General features: G+C 35.7%; 15 protein-coding genes. 5 read left to right on the top strand and 10 right to left on the bottom strand.

Features of this window, described 5'->3' with window-relative positions:
• Positions 1-2: 2 nt before the first annotated feature.
• The 6 genes from D778_RS07790 to gcvT form a co-directional block, all read right to left on the bottom strand.
• Positions 3-1,469, bottom strand: coding sequence for a carboxypeptidase-like regulatory domain-containing protein (locus tag D778_RS07790; RefSeq protein WP_007649425.1), 1,467 nt, complete (start codon positions 1,467-1,469; stop codon positions 3-5).
• Positions 1,470-1,581: 112 nt separating this feature from the next.
• Complete coding sequence (locus D778_RS07785) at positions 1,582-2,304, bottom strand: YebC/PmpR family DNA-binding transcriptional regulator (protein WP_007649424.1); 723 nt, start codon at positions 2,302-2,304, stop codon at positions 1,582-1,584.
• Positions 2,305-2,442: 138 nt separating this feature from the next.
• Complete coding sequence (locus D778_RS07780) at positions 2,443-2,733, bottom strand: 4a-hydroxytetrahydrobiopterin dehydratase (protein ID WP_007649422.1); 291 nt, start codon at positions 2,731-2,733, stop codon at positions 2,443-2,445.
• 55 nt (positions 2,734-2,788) lie between these two features.
• A complete protein-coding gene (locus D778_RS07775; RefSeq protein ID WP_007649418.1) occupies positions 2,789-3,622 on the bottom strand; it encodes a sugar nucleotide-binding protein in 834 nt (277 codons plus the stop codon).
• A gap of 26 nt (positions 3,623-3,648) precedes the next feature.
• Positions 3,649-4,563, bottom strand: coding sequence for a glutaminase (locus D778_RS07770; protein ID WP_007649417.1), 915 nt, complete (start codon positions 4,561-4,563; stop codon positions 3,649-3,651).
• A gap of 3 nt (positions 4,564-4,566) precedes the next feature.
• Positions 4,567-5,649, bottom strand: coding sequence for a glycine cleavage system aminomethyltransferase GcvT (gcvT, locus tag D778_RS07765; protein WP_007649416.1), 1,083 nt, complete (start codon positions 5,647-5,649; stop codon positions 4,567-4,569).
• Between the two features lie 210 nt (positions 5,650-5,859).
• Here gcvT and D778_RS07760 point away from each other — a divergent pair, with 210 nt between their 5' ends.
• Complete coding sequence (locus D778_RS07760; protein ID WP_007649408.1) at positions 5,860-7,494, top strand: aminopeptidase P family protein; 1,635 nt, start codon at positions 5,860-5,862, stop codon at positions 7,492-7,494.
• Positions 7,495-7,523: 29 nt separating this feature from the next.
• Here D778_RS07760 and D778_RS07755 read toward each other — a convergent pair whose 3' ends face one another.
• Positions 7,524-8,039, bottom strand: a complete 516-nt coding sequence (locus tag D778_RS07755; protein ID WP_040491827.1) for a GNAT family N-acetyltransferase — start codon at positions 8,037-8,039, stop codon at positions 7,524-7,526.
• Positions 8,040-8,161: 122 nt separating this feature from the next.
• Between D778_RS07755 and D778_RS07750 the strand changes: the two genes are divergently transcribed.
• Entirely contained in the window at positions 8,162-9,721 is a 1,560-nt protein-coding gene (locus D778_RS07750) for a bifunctional ADP-dependent NAD(P)H-hydrate dehydratase/NAD(P)H-hydrate epimerase (RefSeq protein WP_007649396.1), read from the top strand.
• Positions 9,722-9,771: 50 nt separating this feature from the next.
• Here the strand turns inward: D778_RS07750 and D778_RS07745 are convergent, their stop codons facing one another.
• Positions 9,772-10,806 carry a TlpA family protein disulfide reductase gene (locus D778_RS07745; RefSeq protein WP_007649391.1) on the bottom strand — a complete coding sequence of 345 codons (1,035 nt, stop codon included), beginning with the start codon at positions 10,804-10,806 and terminating at the stop codon, positions 9,772-9,774.
• Between the two features lie 125 nt (positions 10,807-10,931).
• Between D778_RS07745 and hutH the strand changes: the two genes are divergently transcribed.
• The gene (gene hutH, locus D778_RS07740) at positions 10,932-12,440 is read left to right on the top strand and encodes a histidine ammonia-lyase (protein WP_007649388.1); all 1,509 of its coding nucleotides are present in this window, start codon (positions 10,932-10,934) and stop codon (positions 12,438-12,440) included.
• Here hutH and D778_RS07735 read toward each other — a convergent pair.
• Complete coding sequence (locus D778_RS07735) at positions 12,437-12,808, bottom strand: hypothetical protein (protein WP_007649386.1); 372 nt, start codon at positions 12,806-12,808, stop codon at positions 12,437-12,439. The two genes, hutH and D778_RS07735, sit on opposite strands and share 4 nt — an antisense overlap.
• A 106-nt stretch (positions 12,809-12,914) precedes the next feature.
• Complete coding sequence (locus D778_RS07730) at positions 12,915-15,464, bottom strand: ATP-dependent Clp protease ATP-binding subunit (protein ID WP_007649384.1); 2,550 nt, start codon at positions 15,462-15,464, stop codon at positions 12,915-12,917.
• Between the two features lie 259 nt (positions 15,465-15,723).
• Here D778_RS07730 and gyrA point away from each other — a divergent pair, with 259 nt between their 5' ends.
• Positions 15,724-18,270 (top strand): DNA gyrase subunit A, encoded by a 2,547-nt coding sequence (gene gyrA / locus D778_RS07725; protein ID WP_007649382.1) that lies wholly within the window; start codon positions 15,724-15,726, stop codon positions 18,268-18,270.
• A gap of 33 nt (positions 18,271-18,303) precedes the next feature.
• Positions 18,304-19,548 carry a tetratricopeptide repeat protein gene (locus tag D778_RS07720; protein WP_007649380.1) on the top strand — a complete coding sequence of 415 codons (1,245 nt, stop codon included), beginning with the start codon at positions 18,304-18,306 and terminating at the stop codon, positions 19,546-19,548.
• Positions 19,549-19,600 lie beyond the last annotated feature (52 nt).

The raw sequence follows: 19,600 nt of genomic DNA, 5'->3' as shown, positions 1-19,600 counted from the left end.
ATTTAATCTATAACCTTAAATTCCTTCATTTCTTTTAAAGGTTCCAACACATTGTAATCTTTCCAATAGTTTGGGTCGAAAGCCTTCAGGGTTTCGTAATCAATTTTTCGTTTTTCTTTGGTGGCATTAAATTCCGAAATACTGATTTGACTTTCATCCATCACTAAAATTTCGTTTTTCTCTTTAAAAACACCTTCCACCTTAAAGTCAAAAGAAACTTTTTCACTGCTGTTGTTGTCTTTAAATTTGATGGGTCTATCCACATAAAAGTAGCGATCCAACTGGTCTGTCATATAATTGGGATAGTAATAGCCTTCTTTGTGTTTTTTGTAAATTACAGAGCCTTTTTTGTTTTGTTCTATGTATTTAACGCCAAGCAGAAGTTTTAAATTTAATTTTTCACCTATTCGTCCTTTAGCAAATTTGTAATCTGCTTTTAAAATGGCGAAGGTTTCATGGGACACGTAAAAAGTACCTTCAAAATCGGCTGAACTCCTTCTAGGAGCATAACGGATCACGTATACCATTTCAGACCCTATAAAAGTAATGTCTTTGATTTCATATTCGTACTTTTTGGTATCTGTAATAAAATTCAAGATGGTTTTGGACGAAAACCCATGTTCCTCAACCATTTTATGAACCATGTTCCTTATAAACTTCAAGGAATTGATGGTGTCGTCCATTTTATTGTTGTTTTCTTTTAAAGACACAGAATCCGATACTTTAAACCAACCAGATTTAACAGTATAGACTTTGTCCTTATCCAAATGTTTTAAAATAAGCTCTTGTCCTTTTTCGGCCAATTTTTCAACCGATTGGTCGTTGCGTTCATCCAATAACCTAATGGCTTTATCCACTTTCAGTTTGGAGGTTTCCTTGTCTTTAATAAATAATGTCCCAACAAACTCGGTATATTGTTTGGATTTGTTGTTTACAAGTTTTTTTTCAAGGCCATCAAAATCTTTGTTGAACGCGTCCAGTTGCTTCTTCTTAAAACCTGTGGATTTGTCTATTTCAAAATCGGCATCCTTTCCAACAATGTATTCGGTTCTTCTGCTAAAAACATTATAGCGAACCAATTCTGGCCTATAATTTTTTTTAAGGTTCCTATTTACATAATACATGATGGAATCTATAGTTAATGGCCTATTGGTAACATATACTTCGTGGAGCTCGTTAACCTGCTCGTCCAGTTTGTATATTTTAGATGAAAATTCTTCGAGTACCAAACCTTTCCTTTCAAAGCCTAAACAGGAAATATACACAGAGTCTGATGCTTTAAAGCCTTCGGTTTCTATAGAAAAACTGCCTTCTTCGTTGGTGATGACACCATAATTAGGACCAATTTGAATGGTGGCAAAAGGAATGGGTTCGTTGGTTTTTGTGAGTACCTTTCCAGCAACTTGCTGTGCAAAATTACTATAAATAGAACCAAATAGACATAAGATGGTTAGTGACTTTTTGAGCATGTGTTTTATTTTTAAAACGATTGACTTATAAAATTGTTACTTATAAAGATGAAAAAACCCATACAATTTGTAAGGGTTTTTTAGAAATATTTATGAATTTATTTTTGAAAAGCTACTCTTCAGTACTTTCTTCCATAGTATGATACACGTTCTGTACATCATCATCATCGTCCAGTTTTTCTAGAAGTTTTTCAACATCAGCTACTTGTTCTGGAGTTAATTTTTTGGTGACTTGAGGGATACGTTCAAAACCAGAAGAAAGGATTTCAATATCCCGAGCTTCCAATTCAGCTTGAATGGCACCAAAACTTTCAAAGGGAGCGTAGATTAAAATGCCATCTTCATCCACAAACACTTCTTCGGCACCAAAATCTATCAATTCCAGTTCCAGTTCCTCTGGATCCAAACCTTCGTTAGGAATCCTGAAATTGCAGGTATGATCGAACATAAAAACCACAGAGCCGGAAGTGCCCAAACTACCATCGCATTTATTAAAATAACTCCTTACGTTGGCAACGGTTCTGGTATTGTTATCTGTAGCGGTTTCCACTAAAACAGCAATGCCATGTGGCGCATAACCTTCAAAAATAACTTCTTTGTAATCACCTTGACTTTTGTCGCTTGCTTTTTTTATGGCACGTTCCACATTGTCTTTAGGCATATTTACAGCCTTGGCATTTTGGATGACGGCTCGTAACCTAGAGTTGCTTGCAGGATCTGGACCACCTTCTTTTACTGCCATTACAATGTCTTTGCCAATACGAGTAAAAGCTTTACTCATGGCAGACCAACGTTTCATTTTTCGTGCTTTACGAAATTCAAAAGCTCTTCCCATTTTTTAGATTAAAGTTTAAAATTCAAAATTTAAAGTTATTGAAGCAAATTTATAAAAATATGATAATTGAATGTGTTTGTATGAAGAAAATTCTCAATATGTACTACTGAAAATTAAGACAGATAACCGAACCCTATTTTATTCCTGAACTTCAACAATCATTTCTATGGCTTCGGCCAATTTGAAATCTTTTTCAGTAACACCTTCAGCATCGTGTGTGGAAAGGGAAATGGACAAAATATTGTAGGTATTGGTCCATTCCGGATGATGATTTAAGGCTTCGCATTCAAAAGCAATTCGGCTCATGGCACTAAAACAGTCCCTAAAGTTGTCGAATTCAAATTCTGCATGAATGGCATTGTCAAAATATTCCCAATCTGGAAAACGCAATAATTTTTTTTCTATGTCCTGTTCTGATAATTTACTCATGATATGATATTTTTTTTATATCAATAAATTTAATGATTTTAGTTGAAACTATCAATTAAACTGCCAACTCTGTTAAAATATCGTCACTAGACACATGCAAATGTTTGGGCAACACATTTGTTTTAGGTAGTACTGCCAAATAACGTTCGTCGTTGGTTGTGTACACTCTTTTAAAAACGGGTTTATAAGTCCCCAAACGTTTTATAATATCTTCAATAAACTCATCATGATGCACTAAATTGGTACTGCCCAAATGAAAAACCCCTGTTTTGTTCCTGTTAATGATGTAGTGGATTTGCTGTGTTACTTTAGAATCCGAAGTTACGTTCATTACCAAATTTGGAAACACTTCTATTGGTTCTTTGCTGTTTAATAACTCTTTTATTTCTTGAATTCTTGGCGATTGTGTTCCAAAAACCATAGGCAGTCTAATAATGGCAATTTGCCTTTTTGGCAAGCGCATGAGCATGTTTTCAATTTTAATTTTAAAATGCCCATAAATACTATGGCTTAGAGTTTTATCTTGTTCGTAACTGGGATATTTACTATAACCATCAAATACATTGGCAGAAGATAAAAACAGCAACCTGCAGTCCCGATGCGATTTTAAATAATCGCATATATGCGAATGTGCGATAACCTGAGCCGAAAAATCACCACGAAGCGCAGAAATGATGATACTTGGTTTAACGGCTTCCAAGATTTCAAATACATCGTCTTCTTCTAAATTATATTGAAAAAAATGGCTGTTCTTTTCAAATAGCTTATTATCTGTATGGTACGTTCCAAAGGTTTTAAAATAGGCGCAGAGCTCTTTGTAGATGGCGTTTCCTAAAAAACCACTGGCACCTAAAATCAATACACGATGTTTGTATTTTCTATCTTTCATACACGTTTATAACGCAAGATTTGAAATTAAAATATGGACTGATTGGTTAGTGTGGTAAATTGCTCCAAAGCTTGCATGCCTAATTTTGAATTTCCTCTTTCGTTTAGACCAGGAGCCCAAACCGAAATAATAAATTCGTTGGGAAGCAATGCAACGATACCTCCACCAACACCACTTTTTCCAGGAAGTCCAACCTCAAATGCAAATTCGCCTGCTTCGTCGTAAAAGCCACAGGTAAGCATAATGGCATTGATACGTTTGGCCTGGCTTTTGGTAAGCCTGGTTTTTTGTAGCATGCAATTCCCTTTATTGGCAAACACGTAAAATGCTTTGGTAAGCTGTGCACATGTCATCTCCAAAGAACATTGATGAAAGTAGAAATCCAAGACATCATCCACATGGTTGTTTAAATTGTTGAATGATTTTAAAAGATTGGCTGCAGCATAGTTGTTGAAACCAGTTTGCTTTTCAGACAGGGCCACTTTATAATTGTAATCTATATTGGCATCGCCTGTAATGTCCCTAACATACTCTAAAAAGTCTGTTTTTGGGTTTTCTAATAAGGATACCAGTATATCAGCAATTACAATGGCTCCCGAATTGATAAATGGATTTCTAGGGATGCCTTTTTCAAGCTCCAACAAGGACAAATGATTAAAGGGATTTCCTGAAGGCTCTACATCCAATCGGTTCCAGATATCTGTGCCCACTTTTGAAATGGCCAAAGCCAAACTAAGGACTTTGGAGATACTTTGGATTGAAAATTTCTTTTCGGAATCTCCTACCGAATATGCGCCTCCGGAAATTAATTGTAAATGGATACCAAAGCTATCTTTGTTTACGTTGGCCAATTCTGGAATGTAGTTGGCAATTTGGCCTTTATCTTCATCCTGAACGACATTGTTGTAAATGGCATTTAATATACTTTGGTAATCTATCATATGCTAACCCTTGTAAAAAGGAAGTTTTACTACAGTTGCAGGAACTGCGTTTTTTCTAATTTGAATGTTGATTTTACTGTCTACTTCTGCAAATATTTTTGGTACATAACCCAAGCCTATCCCAATTCCCAAAGATGGCGACATAGTTCCAGAAGTTACGCGACCAATGGTTTTCCCTTGACCATCAACTATATCATAACCTTGTCTTGGAATGCCACGTTCGTCCAATTTAAAACCTATTAATTTGTTTTCAACACCACGTGCTTTTTCGGCTTCCAAAGCTTTGGAGTTTGTGAATTCTTTAGTGAATTTGGTAACCCAACCCAAACCAGCTTCAAACGGAGAGGTAGTATCATCTATGTCGTTTCCATAAAGGCAATAACCCATTTCTAAACGTAAAGTATCTCTTGCAGCTAAACCAATAGGTTTAATGCCATAAGCTGCTCCTGCTTCCAAAACCTTATCCCAAACCTGTTTTACTTCACTATTTTTACAATAAATTTCAAATCCACCACTTCCTGTATATCCAGTAGCCGAGATAATAACATGCTCAATACCTGCAAAATCCCCAACTATAAAATTGTAGAAGTTTATTGCAGCCAAGTCATGACTGGTTAAACTCTGCATCGCTTCAACTGCTTTTGGGCCTTGAATGGCTAAAAGTGAATAATCTTCACTTAAATCACGCATGGTTGCACCAACGTCGTTTCTAGATGAAATCCAGTTCCAATCTTTCTCAATATTACTGGCGTTAACAACCAATAAATAGGTTTCCTCTTTTATGCGATAAATAATTAAATCGTCTACAATACCACCATCTTCATTAGGCAAATAAGCGTATTGCGCTTTTCCAATGGTAAGTTTGCTGGCATCGTTACTGGACACTTTTTGGATAAGTTCCAAAGCATGAGGCCCTTCTATTAAAAATTCTCCCATGTGAGATACATCAAATACACCAACAGCCTTCCTAACCGTTTCATGTTCAATGTTAACGCCTTCATATTGAACAGGCATGTTGTAACCAGCAAAAGGAACCATTTTTGCTCCAAGAGCTTCGTGAGTGGATGTTAACGCAGTATTTTTCATAGAAAAAATGTTTTCATTTCCAAGAACCTGTCTGTCTGTATACAGGGACGGAAATCTTAGTTAGATTAAATAGTATTGTCGCGCAAAAGTATCAAAAAATATCTGTAATTAAGGAATGGACCTTCCATTAAAAATTTGTTAATTTTTAAAGTATTTACCAATACCTTTATAATAATCAAGTATTTTAGTTTATTATTAAAACCTTTCCAGATGAAACTTTCAATTACTACACTTTTTACTTGTTTGTTCTCAATATTGATTTTTGCTCAAGATGGTAATCCAACCGATTATTTGAGTTCCGATTTCCACAAAAGCCGAAGAGATGCCTTTAGGGAAAAAATGCCTGAAAACAGTGTCGCTGTTTTATTTGCCAATCCCATAAGGAATAGAGCAAACGATGTAGATTACGTATACCATCAAGATCCCAATTTTTATTATTTAACCGGTTTTAAAGAACCTCATGCTGTCTTGGTTATTTTTTCGGAAGAACAAACCAGTCCAGAAGGCAACAGTTATAAAGACATACTTTATGTTCAAGAAAAAAATGCTAGAATGGAACTTTACAATGGAAGACGCTTAGGGGTTGAAGGAGCCAAAAAGGAATTGGGTTTTGATATGGTGTTTTTTGGAACGGAATTTAAAAATTCGGGGATTGACTATAGCGCTTTTGATAAAGTGATGTTTTTTGATTTTGAAAATGATTATAGGGATTCCAAACGTAATCCAGCCGATTTATATAGTTTGGTAGAAACGTTTAAACAGCAAGTGAACTACAATGAAACAAGTTTTCCAAACCCTATAAAAGAACGTGCTTATGAAATGATTAAAACCACCAACACAGAAAACAGTGACAATTTAATTAAGGATTTAGGTAGAGCCATACAATATTATCCAGAATTAAAAGAGGATAAAATAATTTCAGAATATGTAAATACTACAGATAACAAGACACGCATTGAATTAAAACAACAAGTTATCAAGATAGAGGCAGAAACCCCTAGAAGTAACTTGGATATAAAGACATTATCAACCATTATGGGAGCCTTAAGACAAATAAAAACTCCAGAAGAAATGGTATTGCTAACCAAGGCCATTCGGATTTCGGCCATGGGACAGCGCGAAATAATGAAAGCCATGCATCCTGGCATGTCTGAAACCGAAATTCAAGGAGTTCATGAATACGTGTATAAAAAATACGGTAGCGAGTACGAAGGTTACCCAAGTATTGTTGGAGCAGGTAATAACGCCTGTGTGTTACACTATATAGACAATAGTAAAATGCATGTTGAAAACGATTTGGTTTTAATGGATTTAGGAGCCGAATATCATGGTTATACAGCAGATGTTACAAGGACCATTCCTGCAAACGGCAAATTTACTAAAGAGCAAAAACTCATTTACGATTTGGTGTATAAGGCACAAGAAGCTGGTATCGCTGCAGCAGTAGTTGGAAACCCACACAATGCCACAGATACAGTTGGAAGGGATATTATAACCCAAGGGTTATTGGAGTTGGGTATTATTAAAACTGCCGAAGAATCCAGAAAATATTTCCCTCATGGCACTTCCCACTATATAGGTTTGGATGTGCACGATGCCGGATTATATGGCGCTTTTGAACCTAATATGGTAATTACAGTGGAGCCTGGGATATACATTCCTAAAGGAAGCGATTGCGATGAAAAATGGTGGGGAATTGGTGTGCGTATTGAAGACGATATATTAATCACAGAAGATGGTCCGGTCAATCTTTCTGCTGAAGCACCACGCACATCTGAAGAGATTGAAAAGCTAATGAAAGAAAAAAGTGCTTTGGACGATTTTGTTTTGCCTAATTTGGATTGATTTATTTTATTCTTTTCTTTTTTGGTTGTTTAAAACGTTAAAAGCATTTGATGATTCGGGTTTGAATGCGTTTCAGAAATTTTAAAATCGTAACTTCCAATTATTCTAAATCCCGCTTTGTCATAAAAAGCAATGGCTTTTTTGTTTTCCACCCATACATATAACCACATGCCAAGTTGCTTATGTTGTTTGGAAAGTTTCACATTAAAACTAAAAAGTTCCAAGCCTAGTTTTAAATGATGAAATTCTTGCAGTATGTATAATCTTTCCAATTTTGCAACCTCTGCAAAGGTAATGTTTTTTTGTGAAGCATTTATAGTGATTTTTGAGTAACCAATTGGTTTTTCATGGTATTGCAACAGGTAGAAAAAGGTATTTGCCTCTTGCATTTCTGTTTCAAAATGCTGTCTTGTAAATTTTGAATCTATATAATTTGCAATGTCTTTTGTTGGTGCGCTGCTGCCATGAGACTCCAAAAAAGATTGCCTTCCAATGGAAACAAGTAAGTCGCAATCCTTCATGCTTGCTTTTGTAATGTTTGTCATCTTTAAATTTTGGTTGACAGCTTTTTTCAAATTCAAAAGTATTATTTTACTGAATATAAAATTAACTGTATTTTTGAAAGACTTACAGATTTCTTAAAACAATTGAAAAAGAATATCATTACATGAAAATACTATCCAAAGAACAAGTTTACGAAGGTGATAAATTAACAACCAAAACACAAGATATTTCCTCTACGGAACTTATGGAACGTGCAGGCATCCAAATATTTAATTGGCTGCATACCAGAATGCAAGGAGCACAAGTGCCCATACATGTGTTTTGTGGCATTGGTAATAATGGAGGAGATGGTTTGGTGGTTGCAAGACATTTGGTGACCTATGGTTACAATGTGCATACCTATGTAGTAAATTGTAGCGATAAACGTTCGAAGGATTTTTTGATTAATTACGATAAAATTAAGCATGTTACCAAAGAATGGCCAACCTTGTTAAGCTGTAAAGACGACTTTCCACCCATTGAAGCAGACGATATAATTATTGATGCAGTTTTTGGTATAGGTTTAAATAGGGAAGTAGGCGATTGGGTAAAACAACTCTTTCAGCACTTTAAAACGTCAAAAGCCTTTACTTTGGCCATTGATATTCCATCTGGCTTGCACACAGATCAAGTGCCAAAAGATGAAGATGGCGTGGTTTGGGCAAACTTTACTTTAAGTTTCCAATCGCCTAAATTGGTATTCTTTTTACCAGATACAGCAAAATATTCTAAAGAGTGGGAAGTATTGGATATTGGTATTGACAGGGAGTTTTTAATGAAAACTGAAACCGAAGCAGAACTTATTGGTAAACAGGAAGTGCTCACCCTCTATAAACCAAGAAAAAAATACACCAATAAAGGCCATTATGGACATGCTTTAATTGTTGGTGGCAGTTATGGTAAAATAGGTGCAGCAGCCCTGGCTAGTCGTGCTACTTTAGCTTCAGGTGCTGGCTTAGTAACGGTATTCTTACCAAAATGTGGATACCAAATTATGCAAACCTCATTTCCGGAAGCTATGGTTGTGACTGATACCGATGAGGAACTAATTACCCAAATAGCAGTGAATTTCAATCCTTCGGCTGTTGGTATAGGTGTTGGTTTGGGAACCCATGATAAAACCATTATAGCTTTTGAAGATTTCCTTAGAAAAAACAAAGCACCTTTGGTAGTGGATGCCGATGCTTTGAATATTTTATCCAAAAAGAAAACTTTGTTGAAATTTTTACCAGAAGGATCTATTTTAACACCACATCCAAAAGAACTGGAACGTTTAATTGGTACTTGGAAAGACGATTTTGATAAACTTAATAAAACCAAGGCCTTTTCAAAAAAGCACCAAGTTTTGGTTGTAATTAAAGGAGCCAATACCATTACAGTTTTGGAAGATAAACTTTATGTAAATACCACTGGAAATCCAGGTTTGGCAACTGGTGGCACTGGAGATGTTTTAACAGGTGTAATTACTGGTTTGTTGGCACAAGGATACAATCCGTTGGTTGCTGCTATTTTTGGAGTCTATTTACATGGGAAATCGGCTGATATTGCTGTTGAGAAAACAGGTTATCAAAGTTTAATTGCCAGTCATGTTATTGAAACAATTGGAGATGCTTACTTAGATTTATTTTGGCAGCCAGAACCACCTCAAGAAGAAACTAATGCTAAAGAGAATAAAAAGAAATAAATAAAGCCACTCTGTTGAGTGGCTTTATTTATGGTATTTTAAAAGTTGATTTAAATGTTTAAAGAGTCAAACAACTCTTTCAGTTTTTCACTGGAAGGTCTTGGAGCATCTGGAGTCACGATGTTTCCATCTGGATCTATTAAAATAAATCTAGGAATCCCGTTGATTTTATATTCCCTTACAAAAGGGGTTTGCCAGCCATTAGGCGCGAATAATTGAATTCCACCCAATTCTTTTTCAGCTATCATGGCTTTCCAATCTTCACGGGCTTTGTCCCAAGATCCACCATGAGACCTGTCGTCATCAATGGATAAACTTAAAAACTGGATGTTTTTGTCATGGTATTCTTTCTCCAGTGCTTTTAATGAAGGGATTTCAGCTTTACATGGTCCACACCAAGTAGCCCAAACGTCTATATATGTGTATTTCCCTTTTAAATCTTCAAAAGATGTAGTGGTTCCATCTACGTTTTCGTAATCTTCAAATGTTGGAGATGGCGCACCTTTTGGTAGATCTTTTTTCAAGGTAATGGCATCTGCCAAGTAGCTTCTATAAAATTTCAACATGGGCTCAATGTCTTTAACGGCATTGTTTGTTAAAGAAGAGTCTATTCCAGTTTTAGATGCATAAAACTCACTTAATTCTGTTTTAATGTTTTCCATCGCTTTGTCAAGCTCATCCATTTCTGTAATGGTACTTAACTCGTCCATATCCAGCAATTCTTCTTCTTTTAAGGATTTTTCAGCCAAAAAATTACTGTGTTCAGCTCCTGTTCCAGTATAAGTTATGGTTTCGTCAAATTCTTTGGTGTCTAAAGTCATGTTGATATCAAACCCATTTTTTAGAAAGACATTTGTGCTCTCACTACCATCAAAAAAGTTGTAAATACCTGTATCCACTTTCAAGGTATCGCTAAATGTGCCATCTTCATTCACTTTAATGGTTTTAGAGTAATCGCGTGTTCTTAAAACTATGGAGTCGCTGTTTTTATTGATTATTTTCCCCGAAAACGTAACGTAATCTTTAGGTTCTTCTTGGCAAGAGATAACTGCAATTGCAAGTAATAGATATAAAATTTTTTTCATTGTTGGTTATTTATTTTTATCAAAAATAAAGGTTTAATTAGAATTTTCAACATTCCAGTTAATTATTAACAAATGTTTGCATAAAAGATTTGTAATGTTGAATTTTGAAACCAATTAAATTTAACATGGACAACAAGCACTACATCTCTACTAAAGAACTGGATTTAAAAACGCTCTACAGCATTGTTTCAGATAATTTGCAATTGGAGCTTTCTAACGAAGTAAAAGATAAGATTACCAATTGCAGGACCTATTTAAATGAAAAACTGAAAAGTCAGGATCTTCCCATATATGGCATAAATACGGGTTTTGGTTCTTTGTATAATGTGAAAATAACTAAAGAGAACCTAACAAAGTTGCAAGAGAATTTAATGATGTCACATGCTTGTGGAACTGGAGAAGAAGTGCCACAACCTATAGTAAGGTTAATGCTTTTGCTTAAAATCCAGTCTTTAAGTTATGGACATAGTGGTGTGCAACTGCAAACGGTAGAGCGTTTGGTGGATTTTTATAACTTTGGTATTTACCCAAAAATATTCACACAAGGCTCTTTGGGAGCATCAGGAGATTTAGCTCCTTTAGCACATTTGGCTTTACCGTTAATAGGAAAAGGAGAGGTGTTTTATAAAGGCAAACTTTATTCTGGAGAGGCCATTTTAAAAGAGTTAAATTGGGAGCCAATTACCATGCAGTCCAAAGAAGGTTTGGCACTATTGAACGGCACGCAGTTTATGAGTGCTTATGGCATTTATTTGTTGTTTGAGTCTTATAAGCTTTCTTATTTTGCCGATTTAATAGGAAGTATCTCTTTAGATGCTTTTGATGGAAGGATAGAACCTTTTAATGAGTTGGTTCATTTGGTAAGACCACACAACGGTCAGTTAAAAACGGCCGAACGTATTAGGGAATTCTTGGAAGGTAGTGAGTTGATTCAACAAGAAAAAATACATGTACAAGACCCATATTCTTTTAGATGTATGCCACAAGTTCATGGCGCAAGTAAAGATACTTTGTCTTTCGTGGAAAAAACTTTTATCACTGAAATTAACTCGGTAACTGATAATCCAAATATTTTTTCTCAAGAAGATGAAATTATCTCTGGAGGTAATTTTCACGGCCAGCCTTTAGCCTTGGCTTTGGATTATTTAAAGATAGCTATGGCAGAGTTAGGAAATATTTCAGAAAGACGTGTGTTTCAGTTGGTTTCAGGATTAAGGGGATTGCCAGCGTTTTTGGTTGATAGTCCAGGATTGAATTCTGGGTTTATGATTCCACAATATACAGCAGCAAGTATAGTAAGTGCCAACAAACAATTGGCTGCACCAGCAAGTATAGACAGTATTGTTTCAAGCAATGGCCAGGAAGACCATGTGAGTATGGGAGCCAATGCTGCAACACAAGCATATAGATTGATAGATAATGTAAAACGTGTGTTGGCCATTGAGCTGTTTAACGCATCTCAAGCCTTGTGTTTGAGAGCTCCTTTAAAATCTTCAGGGTTTTTGGAAAGATTTTTGAATGTGTATAGAACGGAAGTCCCTTTTGTGGCTTTTGACAGGGAACTTTATAAAGATATTGACAACTCCATTGTGTTTTTAAATAATTTACAAGTGGATAGTAACGAGTTGTTTTAAGTCTTAGCGCACAATTCGTTTGCCCATTCTATAGCTTTGTTAAGCGACTTAAAACTTTTAAAGGGTTTCGAAAAAAACATTTTTTCCAAAGCCAGGTTGTCCAATCTTATCTTTCTACCCAAAACCACGGCAAATCCGACTAAATTGGGTATTTGTGAAGTTTTAAAATAGATATTGGGATCAACCGAATAAGAGTTGACTCTATGGGTTATATATACAAATTTTTTGTCTTGGAAATGGTTTACTGCCAACTCTTCTAAAACGCTGTTAATTTCAGGGTTTACTGTTACGCCTTCGTTCATAACCGCAACCATATAGTTGTCGTGCATGGAAACTGTGCCAAATGGTAAACTAATGATATTTGACATAACAAGATTATTTATATAGTAAAATTAGTAAATAAACAATTACGGAATTAAAAAACGCCATGAATTATTTTAATGGCGTTTTTTAATGTAATAAGCTTTTAAAAAGTTAAGATTTAGTGGTGTTTTTTGCCTTCTCAACTTTTACTGTTAACTCTTGGGATTTACTATCTAAATCCATGGCAATGGTATCGCCTTCCTGAATGTTGGAGTTTATAATTTCTTCAGCCAATTTATCTTCAATGTATTTTTGAATGGCACGTTTAAGTGGCCTGGCTCCATACTGCTTGTCAAAACCTTTATCTGCAATGTAATCTTTAGCTTTTTTGCTTAATTTAAGCGTGTAACCTAAGGCTTTAATGCGTTCTATTAATTTTTCAAGCTCAATGTCGATAATTTTGTCAATGTCCTCTCTCTCCAAGGCATTGAAAACAATAACATCGTCAATTCTATTTAAAAACTCAGGTGCAAAAGCTTTTTTAAGTGCATTTTCAATTACACTTCTGGCATTGGCATCTTCTTGGGCTTTTTGCGAAGCTGTACCAAATCCAACTCCAGTTCCAAAATCTTTTAGCTTTCTGGAACCTATGTTGGAGGTCATGATAATGATGGTATTTCTAAAATCAATTTTTCTTCCAAGACTATCAGTTAAATAACCATCATCAAGTACTTGCAAAAGCATATTGAAGACATCTGGATGCGCTTTTTCAATTTCATCCAATAATACAACGGCATAAGGTTTGCGTCTTATCTTTTCGGTTAATTGTCCTCCTTCTTCATAACCAACGTATCCTGGAGGGGCCCCAACCAATCTGGAAATGGCAAATTTCTCCATATATTCGCTCATATCAATTCTGACAAGTGAGTCTTCACTGTCAAATAGTTGTTTGGACAAAACTTTGGCCAATTGTGTTTTTCCAACTCCTGTTTGACCTAAAAATATAAAAGATCCAATGGGTTTGTTTGGGTCTTTTAATCCGGCTCTGTTACGTTGAATAGCCTTTACAACCTTAGAAACAGCATCGTCCTGACCAATGACTTTACCTTTTATCAGTTCTGGTAATTGAGCCAATTTGGTGCTTTCTGTTTGTGCAATTCTATTAACGGGAATGCCAGTCATCATGGATACAACATCTGCTACATTTTCCTCTGTTACTATTTCACGGTGAAGCTTGGTTTCTTCTTCCCATTTTTCTTGAGCTACGGCCAATTCTTTCTCCAAGCGTTTTTCGTCGTCCCTAAGTTTGGCAGCTTCTTCGTATTTCTGCTTTTTAACAACGGTGGTTTTGGTTTCTTTTACGGCTTCCAATTGTTTTTCTAGTTCCAAGACCTGTTTTGGGACATTGATATTTTTAATGTGCACACGGGAACCTGCTTCGTCCAAGGCGTCTATAGCTTTGTCTGGCAAGAATCGATCTGTCATGTATCTGTTTGTTAGCTTTACACAAGCTTCAATAGCTTCAGGTGTGTAATCTACATTGTGGTGCGTTTCATATTTATCCTTGATGTTGTTTAAGATCTCTATGGTTTCTTCAACACTGGTAGGCTCAATAATCACTTTTTGAAAACGACGTTCCAAGGCACCATCTTTTTCAATATATTGTCTGTACTCGTCTAAAGTGGTTGCACCAACACATTGTATTTCTCCACGAGCCAAAGCGGGTTTAAACATGTTTGAAGCATCTAAGCTTCCTGTAGCTCCTCCAGCTCCAACAATGGTGTGTATTTCGTCTATAAAAAGAATGATATCGTCATTTTTTTCCAGTTCATTCATAACGGCTTTCATGCGTTCCTCAAATTGCCCTCGGTATTTTGTTCCAGCAACCAAGCTAGCCAAGTCCAGTGTTACTACACGTTTGTTGAATAAAATCCTGGAGACTTTTCTTTTAACAATTCTATTTGCCAAACCTTCGGCAATGGCAGATTTACCAACACCAGGTTCTCCAATTAAAAGTGGGTTGTTTTTCTTTCTTCTACTTAAAATTTGCGAGACACGTTCAATTTCTTTTTCCCTACCAACTACAGGATCGAGTTTCCCTTCTTCTGCCATAGCAGTAAGGTCTCTACCAAAATTATCCAAAACAGGTGTTTTTGATTTTTTATTTGCTTTAGATGATGGAGAGTTGAACAGATTGTCTTTAGACGTATCGTCATCCATATTGGCATCATCATCTTGAAACGATTCTGCTTTAGGTTCTATATAATCTTCTTCGTTCGTTATCATAAACTTAAATTGTTCTTTTGCGTTATCGTAATCCACTTTTAGCTTGTTCAACAGCTTGGTAGTTGGATCGTTTTCGTTTCTTAAAATACAGAGCAGTAAATGCGCTGTATTAATGGAATTGCTTTGAAATAACTTGGCTTCCAAAAAGGTTGTTTTTAAAGCGCGTTCTGCCTGTCTGGTTAGGTGCAAGTTCTTTTTTTCGTTAGAAACCACAGCCACGTTAGGGTTAGCAGGACTTAATATCTCAACTTTTCGTCTTAAATGATTTAAATCTATTTCTAGTGCATTTAATATGTTTATGGCTTTGCCACTACCATCACGAAGCAAACCAAGCATTAAATGTTCGGTACCTATAAAGTCATGGCCTAAACGCAATGCTTCTTCTTTGCTGTAAGCAATAACATCTTTTACTCTTGGGGAAAAATTATCATCCATATATTAATCCTTTCTTCATTAAAAATAATAAAATCATCTTACTAAAAACAAAAACCATACCTTAAAATATAGGTTTTGTGCTAATAGACAAAAAAAACTTAATAAAATCAAAATATTTAACAGCTTACTTATTAAATAATCCAGTATTAAATTGTTAATAAAAAACTTCAAAAAATACATAAGAAAGACTTACTATAACTGATGAAATGGTTATATTAGCACGATTTGAAAAACTTGAAAAAAACTAATTAAATTATATATGGCAGAAGGAGAAAAACTCATTCCAATAAACATTGAAGATGAAATGAAGTCGGCTTACATTGATTACTCAATGTCAGTCATTGTGTCACGTGCTTTACCAGATGTAAGAGATGGCTTAAAACCGGTTCACAGACGTGTGCTTTATGGCATGCACGAATTGGGAGTTAGAGCAACAGGAGCACACAAAAAATCAGCGAGAATTGTTGGGGAAGTTTTAGGAAAGTATCATCCACATGGAGATACTTCTGTTTACGATGCTATGGTACGTATGGCCCAAGAGTGGAGCTTGCGTTACATGCTGGTAGATGGACAAGGAAACTTTGGGTCTATTGATGGCGATAGTCCTGCAGCAATGCGTTATACAGAGGCACGTATGCGTAAAATATCGGAAGATATGCTGGCAGATATCGATAAAGAAACAGTGGACCACAAGCTGAATTTTGACGATACCTTACAAGAGCCCACAGTGTTGCCAACAAGAATTCCAGGCCTTTTGGTAAATGGGGCTTCAGGAATTGCTGTAGGTATGGCAACAAACATGCCTCCTCATAACTTAAGTGAAGTTGTTGATGGTACCATTGCGTACATTGACAACAACGACATTGAAATTGATGAATTGATAACCCATGTTAAAGCTCCAGATTTTCCTACTGGTGGTACCATTTATGGTTACGATGGCGTAAAAGAAGCATTTCATACAGGTCGTGGACGAATTGTCATGAGAGGTAAAGCCAATATTGAAGAAGTTCAAGGAAGGGAATGCATTATAGTGAGTGAAATCCCTTATCTCGTGAACAAAGCAGACATGATTAAGAAAACTGCAGATTTGGTAAACGAGAAGAAGTTGGAAGGTATTGCAACCATACGTGATGAGTCTGACAGAAATGGTATGCGTATTGTATATGTTTTAAAGCGTGATGCCATTCCTAACATTGTTTTAAACAAATTATACAAATACACAGCCTTACAGTCATCTTTTAGTGTGAACAATATTGCGCTTGTAAATGGAAGGCCTCAATTATTGAACTTAAAAGAGCTTATTCATTATTTTGTAGAACACAGACATGAAGTAGTGGTAAGAAGAACCACTTACGAACTGAGAAAAGCTGAAGAACGCGCTCATATTCTTGAAGGATTGATTATTGCTTCGGATAATATAGACGAAGTAATAGCGCTTATTCGTGCCTCTTCAAATGCTGATGAAGCTCGTGAAAAGTTAATAGAACGTTTTAAACTGTCGGAAATTCAAGCGAAAGCCATTGTAGAGATGCGTTTACGTCAGCTTACAGGACTGGAGCAAGACAAATTGCGTTCTGAGTACGAAGAATTGATGAAAACCATCGAAGATTTAAAAGACATTCTTGATAAAAAAGAACGTCGTATGGAGATTATCAAAACAGAATTGGAAGAAGTTAAACAGAAATATGGCGATGAGCGTCGCTCTACAATTGAATATGCTGGAGGTGACTTGAGTATTGAAGACATGATTCCAGACGAAAAAGTGGTGATTACCATTTCGCATGCTGGATACATTAAACGTACGTCTTTAAACGAATACAAAACCCAAAATAGAGGAGGTGTTGGCCAAAAAGCTTCAACCACAAGAAACGAAGATTTCTTGGAGTATTTATTTGTTGGAACCAACCATCAGTACATGTTGTTCTTTACCCAAAAAGGAAAATGTTTCTGGATGCGTGTTTACGAAATTCCAGAAGGAAGTAAAACATCCAAAGGTAGAGCTATACAGAACTTAATCAATATTGAGCAAGATGATGCTGTTAAAGCTTTTATTTGTACCCAAGACTTAAAAGACGAAGATTACATCAACAGTCATTATGTCATCATGGCCACTAAGAAAGGACAGGTAAAAAAGACGTCTTTAGAACAATATTCCAGACCTAGAACAAACGGTATCAATGCCATTACCATTAAAGAAGACGACGAATTACTGGAAGCTAAATTAACAACAGGAGAAAGTCAGGTTATGCTGGCCTTAAAATCCGGTAAGGCCATTCGTTTTGAAGAAGCCAAAACAAGACCTATGGGACGTAGTGCTTCAGGTGTAAGAGGCATCAGGTTGGCCAATGAAAAAACAGATGAAGTTGTTGGAATGATAGCTGTAGATGACATGGATAGCGACATTCTGGTAGTTTCAGAAAATGGATATGGAAAACGCTCTAGTCTAGAAGATTACAGAATCACAAACAGAGGAGGAAAAGGAGTTAAAACCATTTCCATAACAGAAAAAACAGGAAACCTTGTTGCCATTAAAAACGTGACCGATCATGATGATTTAATGATCATTAACAAATCTGGTATTGCTATAAGAATGGCAGTGGAAGATTTAAGGGTAATGGGAAGAGCAACACAAGGGGTTAAGTTAATAAACCTAAAAGGAAACGACTCAATTGCAGCTGTAGCCAAAGTTATGCATGATGAAGATGAGGTAGATGAAAACGGAGACCTAATAACTCCAGATACTACCCAAATCTCCAACCAAAATGAAGATGGCACAACTCTTGATAAATCCCAAGAAGACGAATAAAAAAACAACAAACAATTTAATTATTTAAAAACAATGAAAAAACAATTTATAGTTGCTTTAGCAGTACTTGTAACTACATTTTCTTTTGCACAAAAAAAAGAATTAAGATCTGCTGAAAAAGCAATAAAAGACAACAACTTTGCTGAAGCTAAATCCATATTGGGACAGCTGAATCCAGCTACCATGGAGGATAAATATAAAGCTGAATACTATTATTTAAACGCAGAGGCTTTATATGCCAATGGAGCTGCCAGTAACGATGATGTATCCAAAGCGCTTAAAAGCTTAGGGTTGATAGAAGGTGATTTGACTGAAGAAACTGCAGAATTGAAAAAAACCATGATTCAGTCTTTTGTTAAAAAAGCAAATGATGCCTATGAAAATAAAGATTACAGTGTTTCATCAAAAAACTTTGAAAATGCTTACAGGGTTTCAACTAAAGACACTTTGTATTTATACTATGCTGCAATAACAGCAACAGGAGTTCAAGAGTTTGATAGAGCTTTGGTGTTATTTGAAGAATTGGATGATTTGGGATATACTGGTATTGAAAAAGAATATTATGCTATTGACAAAGAAACAGGAGAAGAAGAAATCTTTCAAAATAAATCCATTAGGGATTTATCTGTAAAAGGTGGTACTCATTTAAAACCTGGCGAGAGAGATACCGAGTCCAAACAAGCAGAAATAGTTAAAAACATAGCTCTAATATACACCAACAGAGGCGAGAATGATAAAGCTTTGGCAGCCATGGAAAAAGCAAGACAGGCAAATCCAGACGATTTAAATTTATTGATTTCCCATGCTAACTTGTATTTCCAATCTGGAAACAAAGAAAAATTCAAGCAATTGTTACAAGAAGCTACAGAGAAAGATCCAAACAACCCAGAGTTACAATTTAATTTAGGAGTAATGTCTCAAGAATCTGGTGATTTTGATTCTGCAAAAAAATACTACGATAGAGCTATAGAATTGGATCCAACTTATACCAATGCCGAAATTAACATGGCAGCCATGATTTTGGACCAAGAAAAAGCTTTAATCGAAGAAATGAACAGTCTTGGTAGTTCGCCTGCAGACAACAAACGTTATGACGAATTAAAGTTACAACGTACCAAAATTTACAAAAGCGCCATTCCTTATTTGGAATCTGTTATGAAAGTAGATCCAGATAATATTGATGCTGCAAAAACACTAATGAATATTTACAGTGCTACTGGTGATACTGAAAAGTATAAAGCCATGAAAGCAAAAGTAGATGCTTTAATAGGAAATTAATTCCTTTAACATTAACATAAAAAAAGCTGCAATTTAAAATTGCAGCTTTTTT

The sequence above is a fragment of the Xanthomarina gelatinilytica genome (assembly GCF_000348685.1).
Lineage (GTDB): Bacteria > Bacteroidota > Bacteroidia > Flavobacteriales > Flavobacteriaceae > Xanthomarina > Xanthomarina gelatinilytica.
This window is presented reverse-complemented; position numbering and strand designations above follow the sequence as displayed.